We start from the raw sequence: 16392 nt of genomic DNA, 5'->3' as shown, positions 1-16392 counted from the left end.
TGCGGACCTGCGCGTCTGTGGTCCACGCCGACCCAGTGCGCGGGTTGCTGAAGACGTGCTGGCCAGCTTCGTGCGGGCGCGGCTTCTACGCGATCAGCGCGGCTAGCACGCCCTCGCTCAGGTCGATGTCGCGCAGGCCAGTTGCCGTCTTCGAGCCCTTCTCCGCGCCGGCCACCAAGTTGAGGTCGATCCGCGCTTTGCGGATCGTCCAGTCGATCTTCATCCAGCGCAGCGCCATCAACTTGCCGGGGCGCAGGCCGGTGCCGAACCGGAGGCGCAGCATTGGCGCCTCGTCTGGCCGAGCCGCGGCGATCAGGGCGGCGCGCTCGTCGGCCGTGTACGGGTCGACCTCGTAGTCGCTGGCCTTGCTGCTCTGCTTCAGCAACTGGTCCAGGGCGATCCGCTCGAAGGCATTGAAGTCGATCAGCTCGTCGCTCAGCGTGAACCGCCCCGGCACCCAGCACGGACAGCAGCAGTCGCCCAATCAGCAGAAGTGAGCTCTGCAATGCGTTCAGCGAGCCCTCCCACGCGGAGGGCTTTCGCGTTTCTGGGCGCCTTTCATACGTCGGGTGGAATGACGGCCGCGTCCTACGATGTTGACGGCTGCTGTGACCTCACAATTCGTGTCGACGCTACGGGTTCGGCGGGTTAGCGCCGCCGAAGTCCTGGCCCGACACAGTTGCAAGAACACTGCTCCATGTGAGCTCGTAGCGTCACCTTATTCCCAATTCTCCATTCGCAAGATCGGCGGGCCTTTTCGTTTCCAGCGCGCGTCGCATTGCCAGGTCTTGGGGCCTACGCTTGCACGGTGCTTAGCACTCTGAGGACAACGACAAGGACGATCACCACCGCGATGGCGCCGCAGATGATCAACATGCGCTTGTTGGCGTATCGGTTGCGGCTTGACGAGGTGGGCACTGCGCCGTTTTCGGGCTTGGTTTCGAGCATGGAAGGCTTTCTGTGATGGTGACCTCCATTTCCGCGCGCATTGGAGTTCCCATGCGTGGGGAAGCCTGCCATGAACGCGCAGGACAGAACCCTGAAACAGGCTGGTCGCCGTGCGCTCTCGCCAGGAGCTAAAGATCTCCGAAACCAGTCGAGCTACCGCGTTTCGCGCGTTCGGCCAAGGAGTTCCAGCGGGAGGTAGGCGAGGCATTGCTTTGAAGGTGGCGGCGAACGTCAACATCCTCCGGGCCAACGGCCTTGATCGCTTCTCGGAGTTCAAGTTCGCTGCAAGCAAGCGTGCGCATCCAGTGCCGCACCTCGTAGTGCTTCTCGAGTGTGATCTTGGCCATGTGTGTTCCGTCAGTCTCCCTGTAAAGGTGGTGCGCAGCGTACTTGGCACGCAGTCGCTCTTTCCGTGTCACGCCTGTCACATCTGCCAGTTGGATTTGTAAGTCAACGCCGCTTTCCGCATTCCAGCTCGCGGGCGCGTCGCCGGCCTTCCAAGCCGCGCAGAGCAGGGTTCGATTCCCTCGGGATGCTTCAGATCGAATCCGGGCCGACTCAGCAAAGCCTAACTTCAAAGGCTCCGACTTGACGATGCAACCGCGACCCGACTGGATCAGGCCCTGCATCTTTACAGCCACATACGCAGTCCCCCCAAGTAGGGCTAGCCATCTTCGAAGCCCGCAGCGACTTCGCCAGCGTCGCCCAGGTTCAGGCGCCCGGCGGGAACAAGGCGTTCATCAGAGGATTCCTGAACGACAGCGGCAAAGGGGAGGTCCCGCAGCGCGAGTGGCTGGCGCTGTGCGATGCGTTGCTCGCGCGCGGCATCGAGCTGATCCGCAGTGAGCGCAAGGGCGAGCCGCGGGCCTTCGAAACTGGCCCGGCGCCGTTGTCATGAGGATGTGCCGCTTTCGCCGCCGCCTGCGCGTGGTGCCCATGGTGGGCCTGGTGCTGCTGACCGCTGCTGCATGGGGCGTCACTGCCTACGTGTGCGGCTGGCAGGTCATGCTGATCCCGCCCGAGGCCGGCGCGCAGCTGATGCTCCAGCTGTTGCCCGGGATCTGGTGAGCCTGCCTTGCCCTAGTTGCTACGAATGCCGTCTCGATCCAGTCGCTCGGCAGCCAGTTGGAGCATTCGGTCCGGTGTCCCTTCGAAGACGTACATCACCCAGGACTTGCCGAAGTGCCTGCCGCGCTTCAAGTGATAGAGCACACGGCCACGACCTGCCAGGCGCGGCGGAAAACCAATGACGGGTGCCAGTTCCTGCAGGTCCAGGTGTTCGCCGTGCTTGGGGCCGCCAACGAAGTGTGCCCGGGTCAGGCTCTTGGCCTCCTCTGCGGCGCGCACCGTGGGAGCAACAGCCATTACGGCAGCACATTGCGGGGATTCGCCGAGTTCCGGCAGTGTGGCAACGACCGAACCAGCCATATGCAGTTCGCGGATCTTCTCGATGGTGGAAGGGTCGTCGAAGAGGGCGGGCAACTTGCGGAGTGTGAGATCGCGTACTAGATCTGCGTGCACTGGTTCACCGCTGCACGTTGCTTCTTCGTTGGGTGGTGGACCGGCTTTGTGCGGCCCTGATGGCGTGGTCGAGAACCCAGGCTCTGTTTGAGATGTTGCAGTTCATGAGAAGTGTTCGAATGCTTGCTGACACGACACGCAAGTTTTTTCAGAACACAGCTTCTGCGCGTCATCCCAGCTCGCGAGACTCTGTAGGAAGCATTACCTCGAACGAATCGCGAACATCCCGTGATCATGGGATATGCATCGCTGAACGAATCCAGATAATTTCTTCAGCTAGGGCATGCATCTCCTAAGAAACGGGCATGCCATGGTCAGACGGCCGGGTGTGTTCCATCCGGCCGTCGCCTTGTTAGCCCGATGCGAGCGACCTTGATGGGTGGACGTGCAAGATGATCGGCCGCTTGCGTTCCAACTGCCTTCTGTCCTACCGCTTCGCCCCAGCCAGCTTCTTAGCCTGAAGGTGTTCCAGGCAGCGCTACTCGGCGCAGCGGATCACCTTTGAAGGACATGAAATGAAGAAGCTTCTTTTGGCAACGGGCATCGTGATCGCACAAGCCGCAAGCATGGCTGCATTCGCGCAGAGCAACACGACAGGCACGCCTGCTCCGTCGGCTCAAGCCAATGGAGAAAAGGGCACTGCACCTGCAGGCCCGCGGCCCGACATGGCCGGAAGCAGCGCTTCGGGCAAGAGCGGTGCAGCCCCGTCCGGCGGCATGGCACCTGCCCCCACAACGGAAACGACGGGCGAGAAGGCCCGCGTGCCGGCGGAACGCAAGCCGGCGACCGGGTCGGCTGATACGACGGGCCGCGCATCGACCGGAAACCGCAAGGCTGCTCCCACACCCTCGCCCGAAGCGAATGGCGAAAAGGCCGACAAGAAGGGTGGCGTCGGTGATATGAAGTCCACAGCGCCTGCCAAGTAGTTTGAGCAGCCAGGCTGGTCAGTATCTCTGGGCGTTCCAGCCTGGCCAGCCTAGTCCATCGCGCAGAAGTCTGACGCCGGCCGCAATACGGGGCCAACCCACTGGCACGATGCTCGCACCGCAGCCGTATGCGGTGCGTTCGCCGGCCATGTGCCGCACGCTGCTCGCAGGATCGTCTCCTTGGGGCTGGGGTGCTGCCCCGCAAAGACGATGGAGCGCGCTCAGGCCAGCCTTTGACGCTGCTTCGCCGGTCCTACGCGGCCACGGACTTCCGCGTCTGTTCTTTGTCTCGAGTCTCCACCCAGTGGCTGCCCTCGCCGTGGGCGCTCAATGCCTCGGACAGCCTGATCTTGAGAAGCCATCGGTTCATCAACGACGCTTCCATCCATTCGCAGACGAACTGCTGCCCCTTGCCGGGCGGGCGCTCGACATGGCTCGATATCCTGATCTGCTTCATGGCTCCAAGGGTAAACAGCGACGCCTGTCGGAGCAGTGATCCATGTCACGACATTCGTGTCGGCCAGTGATGACCTGGCTCGTAACTGCGAGAACTGCCAATCTTGACAGCGGCTCAGACTACGGAGAGCGCGGTCTCCGCCACAGTCGTCTCCGGGCGCGAAGTCGCTAGCCCGCTGCGTAGGACCGTGCGTGCAAGGGCCATCCGGATGCGTCTTTGCCCAGGTATCACCGGGAATTTCTGCGTCGGAGCCACCTCGCTTATGCTGAATCAATGCACTCCCTCGCTGCATGTATTGCTGCCCGAAATGGCGGGGCACATGCCGCAAGGCTTGGTCTTTTCTGGGAGGCCAACCCCTTCACCGAACCCGCTGACACACTTTTGCGCATCGAGTGGCATTTGGGCTGGTGGGACTACTGGTTAATTCGGCGAAATTGACATCCGGCTGACCGAAGGCAGCGGCAGCCGACTGCCGGCGCCGGTGCATTCTTTTGATCGCTTAGGACTCGGCAAACTTCCTTTTTTGCACGGAAGTTTGCGGCGATGCACCAGTTCTGCGTTTCCCTTGATGCGGACGAAAACGGCAGCCACATCGTTCACCTTGACGGGTGTCCAGGGTGGCCCGCACTGAAGTTCACCCGACTGCTCGGACTGTATGAATACTGCGACGAGGCGCTGAGAGCCGCGCGCATGTTTTTCGGCCAAGTGGACGGGTGCTCTCAATGCATTCCGCAGTGCCACGCGCAGTTTCAGATCAGCGAGCTTGTCAGCCAGGCGGAGCCATGAAAGGCATGCGTTTGCAGTTCCATGCTCCTGGGGCGACGCCGCAAGAGGCCGAGCGCGGCCTGGCTGCTGCCTTGCTGTTCCTGTCGCGGGCAGGTGTCACTCCTGAAGAAGCGTTCGCTGGCGATCAAGCGCGCGCAACGTGGGGATATAGCGGCCTCGCGCCGTTGCATGAGCCTGCGCCCACGGAGCTTGTAGCCGCCGAGGCGTTGGATGGCGCGCTCGAATCAGCGCTCCTGGCCTGCTACCGCGGCAGGAACGCGCCACTTGATGCGGAATTGCGCTTTGAAGAGCGTTGACATTTTGTCTGCGCGGATGACCTCGTCCCATCGAAGGCTGGCATGCGATGTGCATCAGATGCCACGTCCCATGAATTTGGCCACGTTGGTGCACGGACCAGATCCGCGGCGCCACCAGAATGTCCAGGACCGCTTCCAGGACGTTATGGTGGTGCACGTGTTGCACCAAGACGGCAATGGTTGTCTCCTCGCCGGCTCTGGCTGGTGCCTAACAGGCCCTGTGGCGGAAACGCCTCAGGGCCTTTTTCTCAGAACGCTCGTCCGGTAGGCAGCTGCGCCGCGGGAGCACATCTTTATTTCGTAGGACAACAGGCCAAGCAGGTTGCCTGCCAAAGCGGCATGCTGAATCCCACGTCAACGTGCCGCTGCACTGGTGTACTCTGGGACACAAACATCGCAAAGGCTTCCCGCATGAACGACCGCATCGCAAGCACCCCCGAAGTGGCGCCCTCGCCGGCTACGACTGTTGTGGCAAGGTCATACGTGAACAGCGCGATGAGGCAGACGTATGTGCCGAGCAACACCGCGCCCGCGAGGCCAGGCTCGAACGATCACAAGCGGTATGCGTCCAAGGGCAATCCGACCTGATCACCCGCCTGCTGTTGCGGTCCGAGCCGCTGGTGGCCGTGGCAGCTGGTGCTCCCAGGAGCGCAGCAGCGTCGTCACCCATGGGGCGTCGGTGGCCTAGTCGGCACGCCGTTCTGGCTCTGGGCCAGCTGGAAGGCCAAGAGTGGGGCATCTTCGCGCTGTCGGCGGTCTACGGCCTTGCGTGGCTGCGCGGCCTGTAGGTGCATTGGATCGGGCCGGCCCGGCCTTCAGCTCGAGCGCGGAGCATTCGCACGTGTCTCGCACGCACCGCCGCGAGGCCGCATGGCTGTTGGGCTGAACGGGAGGTCAAATCCCCCAGCTCATTCAAACCTCCTGAAAGGCGTCCACCGGCATCCGGTGGACGCCTTTTCTTTGACGGCCCCAGGCCGGTCACAGCAGATCCTCCGGCACGATGGGCGTCAACAGCCAGCGCTTGAGTCGCAGCCAGGGGTGCAGGCCGGGCTCCGCATCCAGCACCTCCTCGCGGCCATCGTCGTCGCGGTCGATCCATTGCAGCCGGTCGTTCTCGCCCAGGCGCAGGCGGTAGGCGCTGCGGAAGTGCTCGCCGTCCATGAGCCGGCGGAAGTCCCGCACCAGGGCCGGGCTGTCGATCAGCAGGCCCACCTCGGTGTTCACGCTGGCCGAGCGCTCGTCCATGTTCATCGAGCCGATGAACATCTGTGTCTCGTCGACGATGGCCATCTTGGCGTGCAGACGGCCTTGCGAGCGTCCGAAGTTGCCCAGCTTGCGGAGCCGCCGCGCGATGTCCGGGCCCAGCTCGTAGACCTCCACGCCCAGGCGCAGCACCTCGCGGCGGTAGCCCGCGTAGGCGAAGTGCACGAGCGCCTCGTCGGTGGCACCCAGGGCGTTGGTCAGCAGCGTGGTGCGCACCTGGCGCCGCTGCGCGTCGCGCATGATGTCCAGCCCGACCTTGCCGGGGATGAAGTAGGGGCAGATGATCAGCACGCGCCGCTGCGCGCCGCGGACCAGGTCCAGCGTGTGCTCGGTGACGCTGTCGGCGAAGCGCTGCGCGCTCTCGGGCCGGGCGATCTTGTCGGGCAGGTCGGCGACCACGCGCCCCGGCGCCCAGATCAGGTCCAGCGGGCCGGCGGCCAGTTCCTGCGAGAGCCGGGCGCGGCCCAGCGCGTCCTGGGCATGTCCCGGGTCCGGCAGTGCCGCGGGGCCGGCCGGCAGCGGCGCTGCGGGAGCCGTGCGGGCCAGCGCGCCGATCGGGTAGGCGTGCTCGCTGTTCCAGTAGCGGTCGAACGAGGCCGACTGCTCCCGCACCACCGGCCCCAGCGCCAGGATGTCCATGTCGATGAAGTTCGCGTCCGCGTCCTGCATGAAGTACTCGCGGCCGATGTTGCGGCCGCCCGAGACCGACAGGCTGTCGTCGGCGATGAACAGCTTGTTGTGCATGCGGTGGTTGATGCGGCGCAGCTCGGGCAGCGAGCGCACGAGGCGCGACAGCACGCCGCCCCCGCGCGCGGGCAGCGGGTTGAACAGGCGCACCTGCACATTGGGATGGGCCGCAAAGGCGGCAAAGCGGGCGTCGTCGTCGTCCACGTGCAGGTCGTCCACCAGCAGGCGCACGCGCACGCCGCGCTCGGCCGCCTGGGCCAGCGCCTGCAGCACGGCCAGGCCGATGGCATCGCAACGGAACAGGTAGTACTGCAGATCCAGCGTGCGCTCGGCCCGCTGTGCCAGCACCAGCCGGGCGTCGAGCGCGAACGCGCCGTCGGGCAGCAGCCGGAAGCCCGACAGGCCGGCCGCCGGCACCTGCTGGGCGAGCCGGCCCAGTGGGGAGTCCCGGGCGTCCGGCAGCGTGGCCTCGTAGGGCAGCGGCGCGCGCGGCGCCAGGCTGGTGCAGGCCTGCACCAGCAATGCGAACAGCGGTAGCAGCCAACGTGCGAGGGTGCGCATGGCCGGCACCGGTCCGATGCCTGTCACGGCCAGCTCCACGCCGACGCCGGCGAGCGCGCGGATGTGCGCCAGCGCGCCAGCCGGTGGCGCCTCGCGAAACAAGGAAGGGGTACGCCCTTCGGTGCAGATCACGGCTTTCATGGCGGCTCCTCGGCGATGCCACCAGTGTGGGCGGAGCCGCGTGGCAAGGGATGCCGTGGAAGGCCCGGCACCACCCCTGCCAAAAGGGGGAGCCGGGCTCAGTCGCGCAAGGACTGGACCTCGGCCGCGAACAGATAACCCGCGTGCCGCTCGGTCACGATCAGCCGCGGCCGGCGCGGGTCGGCTTCGATCTTGCGCCGCAGCCGGCCGACCTGCACGTCGATGGAGCGGTCGTAGACCTCGGCGTTGTGCAGGCGCGAGAGGTCCAGCAACTGCTCACGCGTGAGCACGCGCTGCGGCGCCGAGAGGAAGGCCAGCAGCAGGTTGAATTCGCTGTTGCGCAGCTCCACGGGCCGGCCGGCCGGGTCGTTGAGCCGGCGCAGGCGCAGGCTCAGCGTCCAGCCTTCGAAGCGGTAGGCACGCACGCTGGCCACGGTCTCGGCCAGCGTGGCGTGCATCTGCGTGCGCCGCAGCAACGCGCGGATGCGCGCCAGCAGCTCGCGCGGCGAGAAGGGCTTGGTCAGGTAGTCGTCGGCGCCCAGTTCCAGGCCCATGACGCGGTCGGCCTCTTCGGTGCGCCCGGTCAGGATGATGATGGGCAGCTTGGAGTGGGCACGCAGGTCGCGCGCGATGGCCAGCCCGTCCTCGCCCTTCAGGCGCAGGTCCAGCAGCACCAGCTGCACCGCCTCGCGCTCCAGCACGGCGCGCATCTCGGCCTCCCGCGCCACGGCGGTCACGCGCAGGTCGTGGTCGCCGAGGTAGGTGCTGATCAGCTCGCGCACCGACGGGTCGTCGTCAACGGCCAGCACATGGGCTGGGGTCGGTGCGCCGGCGTGCGTGGACAGGCTGTGCATGGAGCAGCGGAGTGGTCGCGACGCGGCAGTGTAGACATTTGTGTCGTGCAGTGGGTGGCGCGCGCAGCACAGTGTCGGGATGTCGGTTCCGTGTCGGCCGCAGGCGGCACGCCGGCTTGTGTCAGATGACACATGGCGACCGCCCTCGGACATTGAGGCCGCCATGCGCGCCGCTGTAATGGCGAAGCCGGCCGGCGCGTCGGCCGACCGAAAGGGCCGAGGGACTGCGATTGCCGCCACCGTTCAGGATTGCCGTCGTCGAAGCCGATGACCTCATGCGCCAGCTGCTCCTGCGCTGGCTGGACGATGCGGGCTACCGCGCGACCGAGGCCAGGGCGGCTGGCCTGGCGGGACAGGCCTTCGACCTCGTGGTCGCCGACGTGGCGGGCCCGCAGGCCGTGGCCGCGTTGCTGCGCAGCGTGCGTGCGGCCCATGCGGGCCCGCTGATCCTGCTGTCCGCGCGTTTCGGCCGTGGCGGCACGGCACCGGGGCTGCAGGGCGTCTCTGCGGTGCTGGCCAAGCCGCTCGCGCGCGACGAGTTGCTGCAGGCCGTGCGCGCCGCGCTGCCCTGAAACCTAGGCGGTCCGGCCCGCCGCTGGTGCCAGCACGCGCGCCAGCGCCCGTGCGAGATCCCGCTCGGCGAGTGGTTTGCCCAGAACCGCGCTCGCGCCGACCGCGCGGGCGCGCTGCACGCGTTCGGCGTCGGTGTAGCCGGTCAGCAGCAGGATCGGGATGCCGGGGCGCAGCGCCTGCAGCGCGCGCACGAGCTCGGTGCCCGACATGCCCGGCATGCGCTCGTCGGTCAGCACCGCGTCGAAGCGCTCGGGGTGCGCCGCGAACGCCGCCAGCGCTTCCGCGCCCGAGCGAAAGCCCACTGGCACATAGCCCAGGTCGGCCAGGCGCTGCGTGGCCAGGTGCAGCAGCGCGTCTTCGTCGTCCACCACGAGGATCTGCTCGTGCCGGCCGCGTGGCAGCCGCGCCGGCATGCTGTCCGTCGGCATGGCCGCGTCGCCCGTGCGCGGCAGCCAGACGCTGAAGCAACTGCCGGCGCCGGGCTCGGTGCGCACGTCGACCGCGCCGCCGAACTCGGTCACGATGCCGTGCACGAGCGACAGGCCCAGGCCCGTGCCCGAACCGGCCTCGCGCGTGGTGAAGAAGGGGTCGAAGATGCGCGCCAGGTGTTCGGGCGCGATGCCGGCGCCGGTGTCGGCCACCTCGAGTACCAGGTACTCGCCGGCGACCAGCTGGCCCGTCGTCGCCACGCGTGGCCGGTCCAGCGGTTGCAGCGTGAGCGCCACGCGCAGCGTGCCGCCCTCGGGCATGGCCTGCAGCGCATTGGTGACGAGGTTCATCACCACCTGGTGCCACTGCGTGGCATCGCCCAGGCTTGCGGCACGGCCGGTGGTCAGCTGCTGCGTGAACCTCACCTCGGCCGGGATGGCGGCCGACATCAGCTGCAGCGTCTCCTGCGTCACATGCTCGATGTGCACCGGCACGCGCTCGATCAGCCCGCTGCGGCTGAAGGCCAGGATGCGCTCGACCAGCGCTCGGCCGCGCTCGGCCGCGGTCATGATGAAGTCGATGTCGCGGCGCGCGCGGCTGCCGGCGCGCGTGCCGCGCTGGGCCATTTCGCCGAAGCCGAGCACCGCGCCCAGGATGTTGTTGAAGTCGTGTGCGATGCCGCCGGCCAGTGTGCCCACGGCCTCCAGCCGCTGGGTCTGGCGCAGCGCCGCTTCGGCGCGCTTGTGCGGGTCGATGTCGCTGATGGAGCCCGCCATGCGCGTGGGCCGGCCGCTGGCATCGCGCACGCACAGGCCCTGGATCCGCACCCAGCGGTACAGGCCGTCGGGATGGAGGATGCGGTACTCGCCATCGTAGGCCGGTAGCCGGCCCTCCAGGTAGCCCCAGAGCAAGGCCGTGCGCCGGGCCGCGTCGTCGGGGTGCTGGCGCAGCATCCGGACCCAGTCCTCGCGCTTGCGCACCTCCGGGCCAGGCTCCAGGCCGTACAGGCGCTGGGCGCGCTCGGACAGGTACATGCGGTCGTTCGGGATGTCCCAGTCGAAGATGCCGTCGTTCGAGCCCGCCGCCGCCAGCGCGAAGCGGCTCTCGGAGATGCGTAGCGCAGCCTCGGCTTCCTTGCGCTCGGTGATGTCGGTGGAGATGCCGGTCACGCGGCCGACCTGGTCGTCGGAGATCATCACGCCGCGCTCGTGGATCCAGCGCACGGCGCCGCCGGGCTGGACCACACGGAACTCGGCTGTCCAGGCCCGGTCGGCGCCGCACTCGATCCAGGCGCCGAAGGCGTGCTCCACGGCCTCGCGGTCCTCGTCGTGGATGCTGGCCGTCCACAGCCGCGGGTCGCGGTACAGGTCCTCGGCCTTGCGGCCCCAGACGCGTTCGAAGCTCGGGCTCACGTAGACCACGCGCTCGGGCAGCAGCTCGGTGATCCAGATCACGTCGGGCGTGGCGTCGGCCATGCGGCGAAAGCGCTGCTCGCTCTCGGCCAGCGCCGCCTGCACGCGCGCGCTCTGGCGCTCGGCCTCCTGGCGCTCGCGGATCTCCCGCCGCAGCTCGTCGACCAGGCGGGTGTCCTGCGCCTCGCCGGGGCGCAGGAAAGCGTGGGCCTGCTCCAGTTCGCGCAGTCTGGCGTCGGCACCGCAGCGTGCGTGGGCCGCATGGGCGCGGCGCCAATGCGCCTCGCTGGCCGTGGCCAGGCCCAGCAAGGCCAGGCTCTGCGCCGCCCCCTCGTGCGCCAGCGCCTCGCCGGCCGTCCAGCCTTGCGCGCCGGCCTGCCGTGCCGCCTGTTCGTAGTGCTGCGCAGCTTCCAAATGGCGTTGCGCGTGGCGGGCGCGCTCCGCAGCGGCCAGCGTACCGGCGACCTGCGCCTGCAGGGCCGCGATGTCGAGGGCCGGATCGGGTTGCTGCAAAGTGCGCCTGCCGGAGCGGTGGGAGGGGATGCCCCGCGCCAAGGTCCGGCGCGGGCCGGCGCATCATAGGCGGGGGCCTGGGTGCGCGCCAGAGCCTGCTAGAGCGCGATCAGCCCGCGCTGCACCGCGATCGCCACCGCCCCGGTGCGGCTGGTGGCGCCCAGCTTGTGGAAGATGCGCTTGGTGTGCGACTTGACCGTGCCGTCGCTGATGCCGAAGGCCAGGCCGATGCGCTTGTTGCTGTGGCCGGCCGCCACCTGTTCGAGCACCTGCATCTCGCGCTGGCTCAGTACACCGCCGTGCAAGCGCGCTGCCAGCCGCGCCGCCACGGCCGGCGGCATGTAGCGGCCGCCCGCATGTGCCGTGCGCAGGCCCTGCAGCAGCTGCTCGGCTGGGCTGTCCTTGAACAGGTAGGCGTCGGCGCCGGCGCAGACGGCGCGGTAGATGTCTTCCTCGCCGGCGCGCTGGGTCAGCACCACCACGCGGCTGGCGGTCTCACCGTGGCGCAGCGCGGCCAGGTGCTCGGCCGGCCGCGGGTCCAGCAGCGCGATGTCCAGGCACACCACGTCGGGCCGGTGGTGCGCGCGCAGGGCCTGCAGCTCGTTCAGGCTGGCGGCCTGGGCCACGACGTGCATGTCGGCCTGGGCATCGACCAGCGCGGCCACGCCCAGGCGCATCAGCGGCTGGGCGTCGGCCAGCAGCACCGAGAACGGCGCGGGTTTGAGCAGGTCCAGGTGGTCGTAGGGCATGGGGTCCTCGCGGGTGCTGTGCCGCAGTCTAGGCAGCGTGGTGCGCCACACCACGAACGCAGTGCACGGCCAGATGTCAGATGACATCTGGCGGCCACCGCGGATGCAGTCCGCCGGCGGTCCGCGGGGGAAGATCCGTGCCGCGCGCCGCTGGCTTCGCGCGTACCCCATCGGGGGCAAGCCTTAGCAAGGCTTGCCAAGCCTTAACTGGCTTTGGGCGAAGCGGGCGGCCAAGATGACCTCCATCGGCGCCTCGACGCCGCCCGTTCCCACCCAGGAGTCCACACCATGACCAAACTGCCCGCATCCCGCATCCAGGTTCTCGTCGCCCATCCCGATCCGCTGCTGGCCCTGGGCCTGGCGGCCGCACTGGGCACGCAGCCTGGCATCGAGCTCGTGCCCTCAGGTGCGGCCGACGTGGTGCTGACCGACTACGCCGGCGGCCTGGCATGGGCCGCGGCCCCGGCTGGACGCACGCCGGCACGCATCCTGGTGCTTGCCGTGCAAGACCGCGAGCAGGAGGTGCGCACCGCACTGGAGCGCGGCGTGCACGGCTACCTGCTGGCCGGCAGCCGCGTCGACGACGTGCTCGAGGGCATCCGCGCGCTGGCCCAGGGCCAGCGCTACCTGAGCCTGGCCGCCGCCCAGCGCATGGCCGACAGCATGACGCGCGAGCACCTCACAGGGCGCGAATCCGACGTGCTGAGCCTCCTGGTGCAAGGTTGCTGCAACAAGACCATCGCGCGCCAGCTGCAGATCGCGGTTGGCACGGTCAAGGCGCATGTCAAGGGCATCATGTCCAAGCTGCAGGCCAACAGCCGCACGCAGGTGGTCAGCATCGCGATGGCGCGCGGGTTGGCGGCGCGCAACTGAGGCGGCGGTGCCACGCAAGGCGTGCCCTCGTGCGGCCTGGCGGCGCGCAAGGATCGACCATCGCGCGCCCGGACCGAGGGCACTCACTGCCGGGTCCTGGCCGCCTCGCGGTGCAGCCACGTCAGGAACGCCTGCAGCGGCGCGCGGCGCGCATAGCGCGCCGGGTAGACCGCGAAATGCGCCTTCACCTTCACGGCCTTGCCCATGCCGAAGGGCGCGATCAGCCGGCCTTCGGCCAGGTGGCCGCCAGCGTTGACCGCGCTTTCCAGGGCGACGCCCAGACCCTGCGTGGCCGCGTCCAGCGACATCTGCGCACGGTCGAAGCGCACCGCGAAGCGGTCCGGCGCGCGCGCGTCCGAAAACTCCCGGAACCAGTCTGCCCACTGGATCACGCTCACATTGCTCTGGATCAGGGGCAATTCCAGCAACTGCGCGATGCGCTTGAGACCATGCTCCTTCACGAAGTCCGGGCTGGCCAGCGGCACGATGCGCTCTTCGAACAAGGGCTCCACCTCCAGGTCCGAAGGCCACTGCGGGATGCCGTAGCGGATGTCCACGTCGGCCTGGCCGAGCGCGAAGTCGCTCTGGGTATGGGCCGCGGAGAGGTTCAGCGCGATCTCCGGATGGGCCTGCGCGAACCCGCGCAGGCGTGGCATGAGCCACAGGCTGGCGATGCTGGGAGCGGAATGCACGTACAAGCTGTTGCCCACACCATGCCGCAGATCCTGGGTGGCCGCGACGATCGCCGCCAGTGCACCCGAGACGCGGGCCAGGTAGTTCTCGCCCGCGGCGCTGAGCCAGACCCCGTGCGCATGGCGCTCGAACAGGCGCATGCCCAGATGCGCCTCCAGCTTGGCCACCTGGTGGCTGACTGCCGAAGGCGTCAGGTGCAACTCGGTGGCGGCCAACGCGAAGCTGCTGCGCCGGGCGACGGCGTCGAACGCCAGCAGCTGCGCGGTGGGCGGAAGGGACATCGGGTGAACCCTGGTGTAAGGTGATGAATCGTCATCATAGCTTGACGATTCATCGCTTGTCGTCATCCGGTGGATTGCCGAACATCCGGCCCCGTCACCACCAGGAACCGCACACATGCTGCTCAAAGACAAGGTCGCCGTCATCACCGGCGGCGCCGGCCTCAACGGCCTCGGATTCGCAACGGCCAAGCTCATGGCCAGCCTGGGCGCCCGCGTCGCGCTGCTCGATCTGGAGCGCGCCCGGCCCGCCGCGGCTGCTGCCCAGCTCGGCAACCAACACATCGGCCTGGTGGCCGACGTGACCGACAGGTCCGCGTGCGAGGCCGCGGCACAGGCGGTCGTGGCGCGCTTCGGCCGCATCGACACGCTGGTCAACAACGCCGGCATCACCCAGCCCGTCAAGACGCTGGAGATCACTGGCGCCGACTACGACCGCATCCTGGACGTCAGCCTGCGCGGCACGCTGTACATGTCGCAGGCGGTGCTGCCCACCATGCAGTCGCAGCAGTCGGGCTCCATCGTCTGCATCTCCTCGGTGTCGGCGCAGCGTGGCGGCGGCATCTTCGGCGGCCCGCACTACTCGGCAGCGAAGGCCGGTGTGCTGGGCCTGGCACGGGCGATGGCGCGCGAGTTCGGCGCCCAGGGCATCCGCGTCAACTGCGTCACGCCCGGCCTGATCGAGACCGACATCACGCAGGGCAAGCTGAGCCCGGAGCGCAAGAAGGAGATCGAGGACACGATTCCCCTGGCGCGCCTCGGTCGCGCGGGCGACGTCGCCGGCGCCTGCGTGTTCCTGGCCAGCGACCTGTCGGGCTACTGCACCGGCATCACGCTGGATGTGAACGGCGGCATGCTGATCCATTGAGGCGTCCGCACTGGACCCGACCCTTCCATCAGGAGACACCCACCATGCAACGCAAGACCTTCATTCGCACCACGCTCGCCGTCGTCGCCGCCACGCTGCTGTCGCCCATGCTCGCGCAGGCCCAGGCCGTCAAGCTCACGCTGGGCCACGGCTCCGCGCCGGACAACCCGCGGCACGTCGCGTCCCTCAAGTTCGCGGAGGTGGCGAAGGCCAGGAGCGGCGGCCGCATCGACGTGACGGTCGCCCCGTCGGCGCAGCTGGGCGACGACGCGGCCATGGTCACGGCGCTGCGCACCGGCGCGCTGGACCTGTCGGCCAACTCGCAGGGTGCCGTCTCCTCGGCCGTGCCGGAGTACGCGGCATACGGCATGCCCTTCCTCTTCTCCACGCCCGATCAAGCGTTCCAGCTGCTCGACGGCCCGCTGGGCAAGGAGCTGGCCGACAAGTCCGCGGCCAAAGGCATGGTGGTGCTGGGCTACTGGGACAACGGCATCCGCCACATGACCAACAGCAAGCATGCGATCACCAAGGTGGCCGACATGAAGGGACTGAAGATGCGCACGCCGCCCGATGCGGTGCTGGTCGACATCATGCAGGCGCTGGGTGCCGAGGCCCAGCAGATCAAGTTCGCCGAGCTCTATGTCGCCTTGCAGCAGGGTGTGGTGGATGGCCAGGAGAACCCGCTCGTCAACTTCCACGCCAGCAAGCTCTACGAGGTGCAGAAGCACCTGACGCTGACCAGCCACATGTTCCAGATGACGCCGCTGCTCATCAGCAAGCGCAGCTGGGACCGCCTGAACGACGCCGACCGCAAGGCCCTGACCGAGGCCGCGGCCGAGGCCACGGCGCTGCAGCGCAAGCTCTCCAGCGAAGCCGACGCGCGCCTGCTCGAAGACCTCAAGGCCAAGGGCGTGCAGGTCAGCAACGTCGACAAGGTCGAGTTCACCCGGGCCACCGTGAAGGTGCAGGAGAAGTGGCTGGCCGGCCCGATCGGCCCGTACGTCAAGAAGGTCGTGGACGCCACGCGATGAACTTCGTCGAACGCACCGTGGTGGGCGCCTGCAAGCTCATGCTGTGGGTCAGCACCGCCGTCATCTTCCTGATCCTCGTGGGCAACACCGTGCTGCGCTACGCCAGCGGCAAGAGCCTTCAGTGGGCCAACGAGGTGCCCGAGCTGCTGTTCCCCTGGCTCGTGATGTCCGGGGTGGTGCTGGCCGCCGCGCAGGGCGCCCACATCACCACCACCTTCCTGGTCGAGGCCCTGCCGCCGCGCTGGCAGCGCTGGCTGGCCGTGTTCAGCTGGGGCGTCGTGGTGGCGCTGTACGCCACGCTGGCCTGGTCCACGCTGCAGATGCTGGAGATCGTGCACGACGAGCGCAGCCAGATCCTGCAGGTGCCCGGCTCGATCACCTACGCCTGCGTGATGCTGGGCATGGCGATGCTCGCGGCCCTGGCGTTGCAGTCGATGTGGAACGCGCTGCTGCAAGCCTTGCACCCGGCCGCCCCAATGCCGGCCGGTGGCGCAGATGCTGGCGAGCCGCGTGTCCCTACGGCGCATTGGTGA

Annotated in this window: 18 protein-coding genes; 8 read left to right on the top strand and 10 right to left on the bottom strand. The window is 68.1% G+C overall.

Going from position 1 to position 16392, the window contains the following annotated elements:
• Positions 1 to 85: 85 nt before the first annotated feature.
• The 3 genes from ASF45_RS03590 to ASF45_RS36230 form a co-directional block, all read right to left on the bottom strand.
• On the bottom strand, positions 86 to 457 hold the full coding sequence (locus tag ASF45_RS03590) for a hypothetical protein (protein WP_056656937.1): 372 nt from the start codon (positions 455 to 457) through the stop codon (positions 86 to 88).
• Between the two features lie 338 nt (positions 458 to 795).
• The gene (locus ASF45_RS35945; RefSeq protein ID WP_200932100.1) at positions 796 to 948 is read right to left on the bottom strand and encodes a hypothetical protein; all 153 of its coding nucleotides are present in this window, start codon (positions 946 to 948) and stop codon (positions 796 to 798) included.
• Between the two features lie 128 nt (positions 949 to 1076).
• Positions 1077 to 1577, bottom strand: a complete 501-nt coding sequence (locus ASF45_RS36230; protein WP_082550779.1) for a DUF3606 domain-containing protein — start codon at positions 1575 to 1577, stop codon at positions 1077 to 1079.
• 265 nt (positions 1578 to 1842) lie between these two features.
• Between ASF45_RS36230 and ASF45_RS34995 the strand changes: the two genes are divergently transcribed.
• Positions 1843 to 2016: a hypothetical protein gene (locus ASF45_RS34995; protein WP_156472817.1), complete on the top strand. Its 174-nt coding sequence runs from the start codon at positions 1843 to 1845 to the stop codon at positions 2014 to 2016.
• A gap of 12 nt (positions 2017 to 2028) precedes the next feature.
• Here the strand turns inward: ASF45_RS34995 and ASF45_RS34990 are convergent, their stop codons facing one another.
• A complete protein-coding gene (locus ASF45_RS34990) occupies positions 2029 to 2430 on the bottom strand; it encodes a hypothetical protein (RefSeq protein ID WP_156472816.1) in 402 nt (133 codons plus the stop codon).
• Positions 2431 to 2984: 554 nt separating this feature from the next.
• Here ASF45_RS34990 and ASF45_RS34985 point away from each other — a divergent pair.
• A complete protein-coding gene (locus ASF45_RS34985; protein WP_156472815.1) occupies positions 2985 to 3395 on the top strand; it encodes a hypothetical protein in 411 nt (136 codons plus the stop codon).
• Between the two features lie 253 nt (positions 3396 to 3648).
• Here ASF45_RS34985 and ASF45_RS03580 read toward each other — a convergent pair whose 3' ends face one another.
• On the bottom strand, positions 3649 to 3852 hold the full coding sequence (locus tag ASF45_RS03580) for a hypothetical protein (RefSeq protein ID WP_056656931.1): 204 nt from the start codon (positions 3850 to 3852) through the stop codon (positions 3649 to 3651).
• 782 nt (positions 3853 to 4634) lie between these two features.
• Here ASF45_RS03580 and ASF45_RS34980 point away from each other — a divergent pair.
• Entirely contained in the window at positions 4635 to 4934 is a 300-nt protein-coding gene (locus ASF45_RS34980) for a hypothetical protein (RefSeq protein ID WP_156472814.1), read from the top strand.
• 978 nt (positions 4935 to 5912) lie between these two features.
• Here ASF45_RS34980 and ASF45_RS03570 read toward each other — a convergent pair.
• Positions 5913 to 7586: a phospholipase D family protein gene (locus ASF45_RS03570; protein WP_156472813.1), complete on the bottom strand. Its 1674-nt coding sequence runs from the start codon at positions 7584 to 7586 to the stop codon at positions 5913 to 5915.
• A 98-nt stretch (positions 7587 to 7684) separates the two neighbouring features.
• Positions 7685 to 8440, bottom strand: coding sequence for a response regulator (locus ASF45_RS03565; RefSeq protein WP_056656922.1), 756 nt, complete (start codon positions 8438 to 8440; stop codon positions 7685 to 7687).
• A gap of 275 nt (positions 8441 to 8715) precedes the next feature.
• On the opposite strand from ASF45_RS03565, the gene ASF45_RS03560 reads away from it, so the two are divergent.
• Positions 8716 to 9012 carry a response regulator transcription factor gene (locus ASF45_RS03560; protein WP_056656919.1) on the top strand — a complete coding sequence of 99 codons (297 nt, stop codon included), beginning with the start codon at positions 8716 to 8718 and terminating at the stop codon, positions 9010 to 9012.
• 3 nt (positions 9013 to 9015) lie between these two features.
• Here ASF45_RS03560 and ASF45_RS03555 read toward each other — a convergent pair whose 3' ends face one another.
• Complete coding sequence (locus tag ASF45_RS03555) at positions 9016 to 11367, bottom strand: PAS domain-containing sensor histidine kinase (RefSeq protein WP_056656916.1); 2352 nt, start codon at positions 11365 to 11367, stop codon at positions 9016 to 9018.
• Between the two features lie 98 nt (positions 11368 to 11465).
• Positions 11466 to 12116, bottom strand: a complete 651-nt coding sequence (locus ASF45_RS03550) for a response regulator transcription factor (protein ID WP_056656913.1) — start codon at positions 12114 to 12116, stop codon at positions 11466 to 11468.
• Positions 12117 to 12404: 288 nt separating this feature from the next.
• Here ASF45_RS03550 and ASF45_RS03545 point away from each other — a divergent pair, with 288 nt between their 5' ends.
• Positions 12405 to 12989 (top strand): response regulator transcription factor, encoded by a 585-nt coding sequence (locus ASF45_RS03545; RefSeq protein ID WP_056656910.1) that lies wholly within the window; start codon positions 12405 to 12407, stop codon positions 12987 to 12989.
• Positions 12990 to 13072: 83 nt separating this feature from the next.
• Here the strand turns inward: ASF45_RS03545 and ASF45_RS03540 are convergent, their stop codons facing one another.
• A complete protein-coding gene (locus ASF45_RS03540; RefSeq protein ID WP_056656907.1) occupies positions 13073 to 13963 on the bottom strand; it encodes a LysR substrate-binding domain-containing protein in 891 nt (296 codons plus the stop codon).
• Positions 13964 to 14078: 115 nt separating this feature from the next.
• On the opposite strand from ASF45_RS03540, the gene ASF45_RS03535 reads away from it, so the two are divergent.
• The 3 genes from ASF45_RS03535 to ASF45_RS03525 are packed head-to-tail and all read left to right on the top strand — an operon-like array spanning position 14079 to position 16392.
• Positions 14079 to 14828: an SDR family NAD(P)-dependent oxidoreductase gene (locus ASF45_RS03535; RefSeq protein ID WP_056656904.1), complete on the top strand. Its 750-nt coding sequence runs from the start codon at positions 14079 to 14081 to the stop codon at positions 14826 to 14828.
• A 44-nt stretch (positions 14829 to 14872) separates the two neighbouring features.
• Complete coding sequence (locus tag ASF45_RS03530; RefSeq protein ID WP_056656900.1) at positions 14873 to 15859, top strand: TRAP transporter substrate-binding protein; 987 nt, start codon at positions 14873 to 14875, stop codon at positions 15857 to 15859.
• Complete coding sequence (locus tag ASF45_RS03525) at positions 15856 to 16392, top strand: TRAP transporter small permease (protein ID WP_082550777.1); 537 nt, start codon at positions 15856 to 15858, stop codon at positions 16390 to 16392. Before ASF45_RS03530 ends, ASF45_RS03525 begins: the two co-directional genes overlap by 4 nt.

This window comes from Pseudorhodoferax sp. Leaf265, assembly GCF_001422365.1.
Taxonomy (GTDB): domain Bacteria; phylum Pseudomonadota; class Gammaproteobacteria; order Burkholderiales; family Burkholderiaceae_C; genus Pseudorhodoferax.
This window is presented reverse-complemented; position numbering and strand designations above follow the sequence as displayed.

Coding starts and splice junctions, on each gene's coding strand:
- ASF45_RS35945 (WP_200932100.1), bottom strand. CDS start 948: ATGCTCGAAACCAAGCCCGAAAACGGCGCAGTGCCCACCTCGTCAAGC.
- ASF45_RS36230 (WP_082550779.1), bottom strand. CDS start 1,577: ATGCAGGGCCTGATCCAGTCGGGTCGCGGTTGCATCGTCAAGTCGGAG.
- ASF45_RS34995 (WP_156472817.1), top strand. CDS start 1,843: ATGAGGATGTGCCGCTTTCGCCGCCGCCTGCGCGTGGTGCCCATGGTG.
- ASF45_RS34985 (WP_156472815.1), top strand. CDS start 2,985: ATGAAGAAGCTTCTTTTGGCAACGGGCATCGTGATCGCACAAGCCGCA.
- ASF45_RS03580 (WP_056656931.1), bottom strand. CDS start 3,852: ATGAAGCAGATCAGGATATCGAGCCATGTCGAGCGCCCGCCCGGCAAG.
- ASF45_RS34980 (WP_156472814.1), top strand. CDS start 4,635: ATGAAAGGCATGCGTTTGCAGTTCCATGCTCCTGGGGCGACGCCGCAA.
- ASF45_RS03570 (WP_156472813.1), bottom strand. CDS start 7,586: ATGAAAGCCGTGATCTGCACCGAAGGGCGTACCCCTTCCTTGTTTCGC.
- ASF45_RS03565 (WP_056656922.1), bottom strand. CDS start 8,440: ATGCACAGCCTGTCCACGCACGCCGGCGCACCGACCCCAGCCCATGTG.
- ASF45_RS03560 (WP_056656919.1), top strand. CDS start 8,716: ATGCGCCAGCTGCTCCTGCGCTGGCTGGACGATGCGGGCTACCGCGCG.
- ASF45_RS03550 (WP_056656913.1), bottom strand. CDS start 12,116: ATGCCCTACGACCACCTGGACCTGCTCAAACCCGCGCCGTTCTCGGTG.
- ASF45_RS03545 (WP_056656910.1), top strand. CDS start 12,405: ATGACCAAACTGCCCGCATCCCGCATCCAGGTTCTCGTCGCCCATCCC.
- ASF45_RS03540 (WP_056656907.1), bottom strand. CDS start 13,963: ATGTCCCTTCCGCCCACCGCGCAGCTGCTGGCGTTCGACGCCGTCGCC.
- ASF45_RS03535 (WP_056656904.1), top strand. CDS start 14,079: ATGCTGCTCAAAGACAAGGTCGCCGTCATCACCGGCGGCGCCGGCCTC.
- ASF45_RS03530 (WP_056656900.1), top strand. CDS start 14,873: ATGCAACGCAAGACCTTCATTCGCACCACGCTCGCCGTCGTCGCCGCC.
- ASF45_RS03525 (WP_082550777.1), top strand. CDS start 15,856: ATGAACTTCGTCGAACGCACCGTGGTGGGCGCCTGCAAGCTCATGCTG.